The following is a 6,039-nucleotide window of genomic DNA, read 5'->3' as shown; positions in this document are numbered from 1 at the left end:
TGCCGCTGCCGCCGCGCCGGGCGGCGACGATCTCCGCCGCGATCGACAGGGCGGTCTCCTCGGGCGTACGGGCGCCGAGGTCCAGGCCGATGGGCGACCTGAGCCGGGACAGCTCCCGGTCGGTGACGCCGGCCTCGCGCAGGCGCGCCTCGCGGTCCAGGTGGGTGCGCCGGGAGCCCATCGCACCGACGTACGCGACCGGCAGGCGCAGGGCGACCTCCAGGAGCGGTACGTCGAACTTGGTCTCGTGGGTGAGGACGCACAGCACCGTGCGCGCGTCGGTCGGGGTGCCCCGCAGATAGCGGTGCGGCCAGTCGACGACGACCTCGTCGGCGTCCGGGAAGCGGGCCCTGGTCGCGAAGACGGGCCGGGCGTCGCACACGGTCACGTGGTAGCCGAGGAAGCTGCCGACGCGGGCCAGTGCGGAGGCGAAGTCGATCGCCCCGAAGACGATCATGCGGGGGGCCGGGACGGAGGTCTCGATCAGCAGCGTCAGCGGCGCGCCGCACCGCGAGCCCTGTTCCCCGATCTCCAGCGTGCCGGTGCGGCCGGCGTCCAGGAAGGCGCCCGCCTCGGCGGCCGCCGTGCGGTCCAGCTCGGGGTGCGCGCCGAAGCCGCCGGTGCGGGAGCCGTCCCGGCGGACGGTCATGGCGCGGCCCGCAAGTTCCGCCGGGCCGTCCACGATCCGTGCCAGCGCCGCCGCCTCCCCCCGCGCGGCGGAGGCGAGAGCGGCGGCGACGGCCGGGCGGGCGGGGTCGTCCGCCTGTAGCGGTGTGACGAGGATGTCGATGACTCCGCCGCAGGTCAGACCCACGGCGAAGGCGTCCTCGTCGCTGTAGCCGAAGCGCTCGAGGACGGTCCGCCCGTCCTGGAGCGACTGCCGGCACAGCTCGTACACGGCCCCTTCCACACAGCCTCCGGAGACGGAGCCGATCACCGTGCCGCCGGCGTCCACCGCGAGGGCGGCGCCGGGCGGACGGGGGGCGCTGCCGCCGACGGCCACGACGGTGGCCACGGCGACGTCACGTCCCTGCTCGACCCACCGGTGCAGCTCTTCGGCGATGTCCAGCATGGTCGGTCTCCTTGCCCGCGGTGATACGGAAGGGGTTCCCCGGGGATCGGCTAGTGCACGCCCATCCAGCTCTCGATGGGGTTGAGGGCGAAGTAGACGACGAAGATCACCGTCAGTGCCCACATGAACGCGCCGATCTCCCGTGCCTTGCCCTGCGCGACCTTGATGGCCACGTAGGAGATGACACCGGCGGCGACACCGGTGGTGATGGTGTACGTGAACGGCATCAGGACGACGGTCAGGAAGACCGGGATCGCGGTGCCCCGGTCGGCCCAGTCCACGTGCCGGGCGTTCATCATCATCATCGCGCCGATGACGACCAGGGCGGCCGAGGCGACCTCCTGCGGCACCAGCGCGGTGATCGGGGTGAAGAAGAGGCAGGCCGCGAAGAACGCGCCGGTGACGACCGAGGAGAGTCCGGTGCGGGCTCCCTCGCCGACGCCGGTCGCGGACTCGACGAAGACGGTCTGGCCGGAGCCGCCCGCCACGCCGCCGATGGCACCGCCGGCGCCGTCGATGAACAGCGCCTTCGACAGGCCCGGCATACGGCCCTTGTCGTCGGCGAGGTTGGCCTCGGTGCCGACGCCGATGATGGTGGCCATCGCGTCGAAGAACCCGGCCAGCACCAGGGTGAAGACGATCATGCCGACGGTCATCGCGCCGACGTCGCCCCAGCCGCCGAACTCCACGTGCCCGAAGAGGGAGAAGTCGGGCATGGAGACGGCACTGCCGTGCAGCTCGGGAGCGCCGTTGGCCCACTGCTTGGGGTCGATGACCCCGGCGGCGTTCAGCACGGCCGCGACGACGGTTCCGGTGACGATGCCGATCAGGATCGCGCCGGGGGTGTTGCGCGCCTGGAGCATGAAGATCAGGAGCAGGGTGCCCGCGAAGAGCAGGACCGGCCAGCCGGCGAGTTCACCGGCCGGGCCGAGCGTGAGCGGGGTGGCCTTGCCCGGGTGGACGAAACCGCCCTTCACCAGGCCGATGATCGCGATGAACAGGCCGATGCCCATGGTGATGCCGTGCTTGAGGGCGAGCGGGATCGCGTTCATGATCATCTCGCGCAGCCCGGTGACCACGAGCAGCATGATGACCACGCCGTACATCACGCACATGGCCATGGCCTGGCCCCAGGTCATCTGGGGGACGACCTGTCCGGCGATCACTCCGGACACCGAGAGTCCGGCGGCCAGGGCGAGCGGCACCTTGCCGACGAAGCCCATGAGGAGCGTGGTGACCGCCGCGGCGAGCGCCGTCGCGGTGATCAGAGCCTTCTGGCTCAGGGTGTTGCCGGCGACGTCCTCGCCGCCGAGCAGGATGGGGTTGAGCAGGACGATGTACGCCATCGCCATGAAGGTGGTGATGCCGCCGCGCACCTCACGCGCCACCGTGGAGCCACGGTGGGTTATGTGGAAGTAGCGGTCGAGCCAGGACCGGCCGGCTGGGACGCGGGTGCCCGCGCCCGCATCCTCGGCTGTGGTCTTGGGCTCGACTGACTGCTGGGTCATGGGGTCGTCTCCCAAGGTTCAGAGGGGCACCCGTGTCAACCGCTGGGGCGGCTGCGGGATTTGGGACGTGCACGACCCGGGGGACGGCCCGAGACGAACGCATGGGTGGTGGTGCTGCGGGGCCCGCGAGCGAGCGGGACCCTGGGTGTGCTCCGGGCGGCGCGGAGTGTGTGACGTTCCGTGCGCCGCCCGGAGGGTCTGTGTCACGCCGTGCCGGTGAGGTGTTCCGGCCGTACCGGCGTGCGGTCGAGCGCCAGCCCGGTCGCGTTCCGGACGGCCGCGAGGACCGCCGGTGTGGACGACAGGGTGGGTGCCTCGCCGACGCCGCGCAGCCCGTACGGGGCGTGGTCGTCGGCGAGTTCGAGCACGTCGACGGGGATGGTCGGCGTGTCGAGGATCGTGGGGAGCAGGTAGTCCGTGAAGGACGGGTTCCTGACCTTGGCCGTCTTCGGGTCGACGACGATCTCCTCCATCACCGCGATGCCCATGCCCTGGACGGTGCCGCCCTGGATCTGGCCGATGACGGAGAGGGGGTTGAGCGACTTGCCGACGTCCTGGGCGCAGGCCAGTTCGATGACCTTGACCAGGCCGAGCTCGGTGTCGACCTCGACGACGGCGCGGTGCGCGGCGAAGGAGTACTGGACGTGGCCGTTGCCCTGGCCGGTGCGCGGGTCGAAGGGTTCGGTCGGCCGGTGCCGCCACTCCTCCTCGACCTCGAAGGCCTCGCCCTCCAGGACGTCCACGAGGTCGGCGAGGACCTCGCCGCCGTCGGTGACGACCTTGCCGCCCTCCAGGAGCAGTTCGGCGGTGGCCCAGGCGGGGTGGTGGGAGCCGAACCTGCGGCGCCCGGCCTCCAGGACCTGCTCGCGGACCAGTTCGCAGGCGTTCTTCACGGCGCCGCCGGTGACGTACGTCTGCCGGGAGGCCGAGGTGGAGCCGGCCGAGCCCACCTGCGTGTCGGCGGGGTGGATGGTGACCTGCGTGACGCCCAGCTCGGTGCGGGCGATCTGCGCGTGGACGGTGACGCCGCCCTGGCCGACCTCCGCCATCGCCGTGTGCACGGTGGCGACGGGCTGTCCGCCGACGACCTCCATGCGGACCCGGGCGGTGGAGTAGTCGTCGAAGCCCTCGGAGAAGCCGACGTTCTTGATGCCGACCGCGTAGCCGACGCCGCGTACGACGCCCTCGCCGTGCGTGGTGTTGGACAGACCGCCGGGCAGCTGGCGCACGTCGGCGCCCTCGCTGGACTCCCACTGGCGTTCCGGCGGCATCGGCATCGCCTTGACGCGGCGCAGGAGTTCGGCGACCGGTGCCGGGGAGTCGACCGGCTGTCCTGTGGGCATGACCGTGCCCTGCTCCATGGCGTTGAGCTGGCGGAACTCCACCGGGTCCATGCCGAGTTCCGCGGCCACCTTGTCCATCTGCGCCTCGTAGGCGAAGCACGCCTGGACCGCGCCGAAGCCGCGCATGGCGCCGCAGGGCGGGTTGTTGGTGTAGAGCGCGATCGCCTCGATGTCGACGTCGTCGATCACGTACGGGCCGGCGGACAGCGAGGAGGCGTTGCCGACGACGGCCGGGGAGGCGGAGGCGTAGGCGCCGCCGTCCAGCACGATCCGGCACCTCATGTGCGTGAGCTTGCCGTCCCGGGTGGCGCCGTGCTCGTAGTGCAGGCGGGCCGGGTGGCGGTGCACGTGCCCGAAGAAGGACTCGAAGCGGTTGTAGACGATCTTGACGGGCTTGCCGGTGCGCAGGGCGAGCAGGCAGGCGTGGATCTGCATCGACAGGTCCTCGCGCCCGCCGAACGCGCCACCGACGCCGGACAGCGTCATGCGCACCTTGTCCTCGGGCAGGCCGAGGACCGGGGCGATCTGGCGCAGGTCGGAGTGGAGCCACTGGGTGGCGACGTAGAGGTCGACGCCGCCGTCCTCGGCCGGCACCGCGAGGCCGGACTCGGGGCCGAGGAAAGCCTGGTCCTGCATACCGAAGTAATAATCGCCCTTGACGATCACGTCGGCGCGCCCGGCCGCCGCGTCGGCGTCGCCGCGGACGATCGGCTGGCGGTGCAGGATGTTGGGGTGCCGGACGTGGCCGCTGTGGTGGTCGTCGCGGTGCTCGTGGACGAGGACCGCGTCCGGGGCGGTCGCGGAGGCCTCGTCGGTGACGAGCGGCAGCTCCCGGTACTCGACCCTGATCTTGGCGGCGGCGCGGCGCGCGGTCTCCGGGTGGTCGGCGGCGACGATCGCGACCGGCTCGCCGTGGTGGCGGACCTTGCCGTGGGCGAGGACCGGGGTGTCCTGGATCTCCAGCCCGTAGTGGCGTACGTCGGTGGGCAGGTCGTCGTAGGTCATGACCGCGTAGACGCCGGGCAGCGCGAGGGCCTCGGAGGTGTCGATGGAGACGATCTCGGCGTGGGCGACCGTGGAGCGCAGGATCTGGCCCCAGAGCATGTCCTCGTGCCACATGTCGGAGGAGTACGCGAACTCGCCGGTGACCTTGAGGACGCCGTCCGGGCGGAGCGTGGACTCGCCGATGCCGCCCTTCGTCTTCGAACCCTGGGTGATCTTGGTGGGTGCGCCGTTGGCCGCCATGCTCACACCCCCTCGGACTGTCGGGCGGCGGCCAGGCGGACCGCGTCCATGATCTTCTCGTAGCCCGTGCAGCGGCACAGGTTGCCCGAGAGCGCCTCGCGGATGTCCGCGTCGGTCGGGTTCGGGTTGCGCTCCAGCATCTCGTCGGCGGCGACCAGCAGGCCCGGTGTGCAGAAGCCGCACTGGACGGCGCCGGCGTCGATGAACGCCTGCTGGACCGGCGCCAGTTCGGTGCCCTCGCCGGTCTGGGAGTCGGTGCCCCCGGCCCGCCACCGCCTGGCCTCGTCGAGCGTGGTGCCCTCGCCCGTGCCGCAGGCTCCGCCGGCGCAGCCCTCGGCCCGCTGGCGGGCGAAGTCCGCCAGCCCCTCGACGGTGACGACCTCGCGGCCCTCTGCCTGGCCGGCCGCGACCAGGCAGGCGCACACCGGCACGCCGTCCAGGCGGACCGTGCAGGAGCCGCACTCGCCCTGCTCGCAGGCGTTCTTGGAGCCGGGCAGGCCGAGCCGTTCGCGCAGCACGTAGAGCAGGGACTCGCCCTCCCACACGTCGTCGGCTTCCTGCGGGCGTCCGTTGACCGTGAAGTTGACGCGCATCACGCAGCTCCTTCCGTGGCGCGGCCGGCGCCGCGGTACGCCTCCCAGGTCCAGGTGAGGGTCCGGCGGGCCATGACGCCGACCGCGTGGCGGCGGTAGCTCGCGGTGCCCCGTACGTCGTCGATCGGGTTGCAGGCGGCGGCGCACAGGTCCGCGAACTGCTTGACGACCGACGGCGTGACGATCTTTCCGTTGTCCCAGAAGCCGCCCTCGTCGAGGGCCGCGTTCAGGAAGTCCTCGGCGGCCGCCGCCCGCACGGGGGTGGGTGCGGCCGAGCC

The 6,039-nt window shown here is 72.1% G+C and carries 4 protein-coding genes and 1 pseudogene; all 5 read right to left on the bottom strand.

Annotated features, from left to right (window positions below; all coding sequences use genetic code 11):
• The coding region (locus tag GTW67_RS25510; RefSeq protein WP_161167125.1) for an XdhC family protein at positions 1–1,072 on the bottom strand (1,072 nt) is incomplete at its 3' end.
• Between the two features lie 50 nt (positions 1,073–1,122).
• Positions 1,123–2,580, bottom strand: a complete 1,458-nt coding sequence (locus tag GTW67_RS25505) for an NCS2 family permease (protein WP_161167124.1) — start codon at positions 2,578–2,580, stop codon at positions 1,123–1,125.
• A gap of 203 nt (positions 2,581–2,783) precedes the next feature.
• Positions 2,784–5,168, bottom strand: coding sequence for a xanthine dehydrogenase family protein molybdopterin-binding subunit (locus tag GTW67_RS25500; protein WP_161167123.1), 2,385 nt, complete (start codon positions 5,166–5,168; stop codon positions 2,784–2,786).
• A 2-nt stretch (positions 5,169–5,170) separates the two neighbouring features.
• Complete coding sequence (locus GTW67_RS25495) at positions 5,171–5,761, bottom strand: (2Fe-2S)-binding protein (protein ID WP_161167122.1); 591 nt, start codon at positions 5,759–5,761, stop codon at positions 5,171–5,173.
• Positions 5,761–6,039 (bottom strand): annotated as a pseudogene (locus GTW67_RS25490) (FAD binding domain-containing protein); the annotation flags it as partial. The gene GTW67_RS25495 and the pseudogene GTW67_RS25490, both read right to left, overlap by 1 nt.

The sequence above is a fragment of the Streptomyces sp. SID5910 genome (genome assembly GCF_009862125.1).
GTDB lineage: Bacteria > Actinomycetota > Actinomycetes > Streptomycetales > Streptomycetaceae > Streptomyces.
The sequence above is the reverse complement of the archived record's forward strand: the minus strand, read 5'-3'. Positions and strand labels throughout refer to the sequence as shown.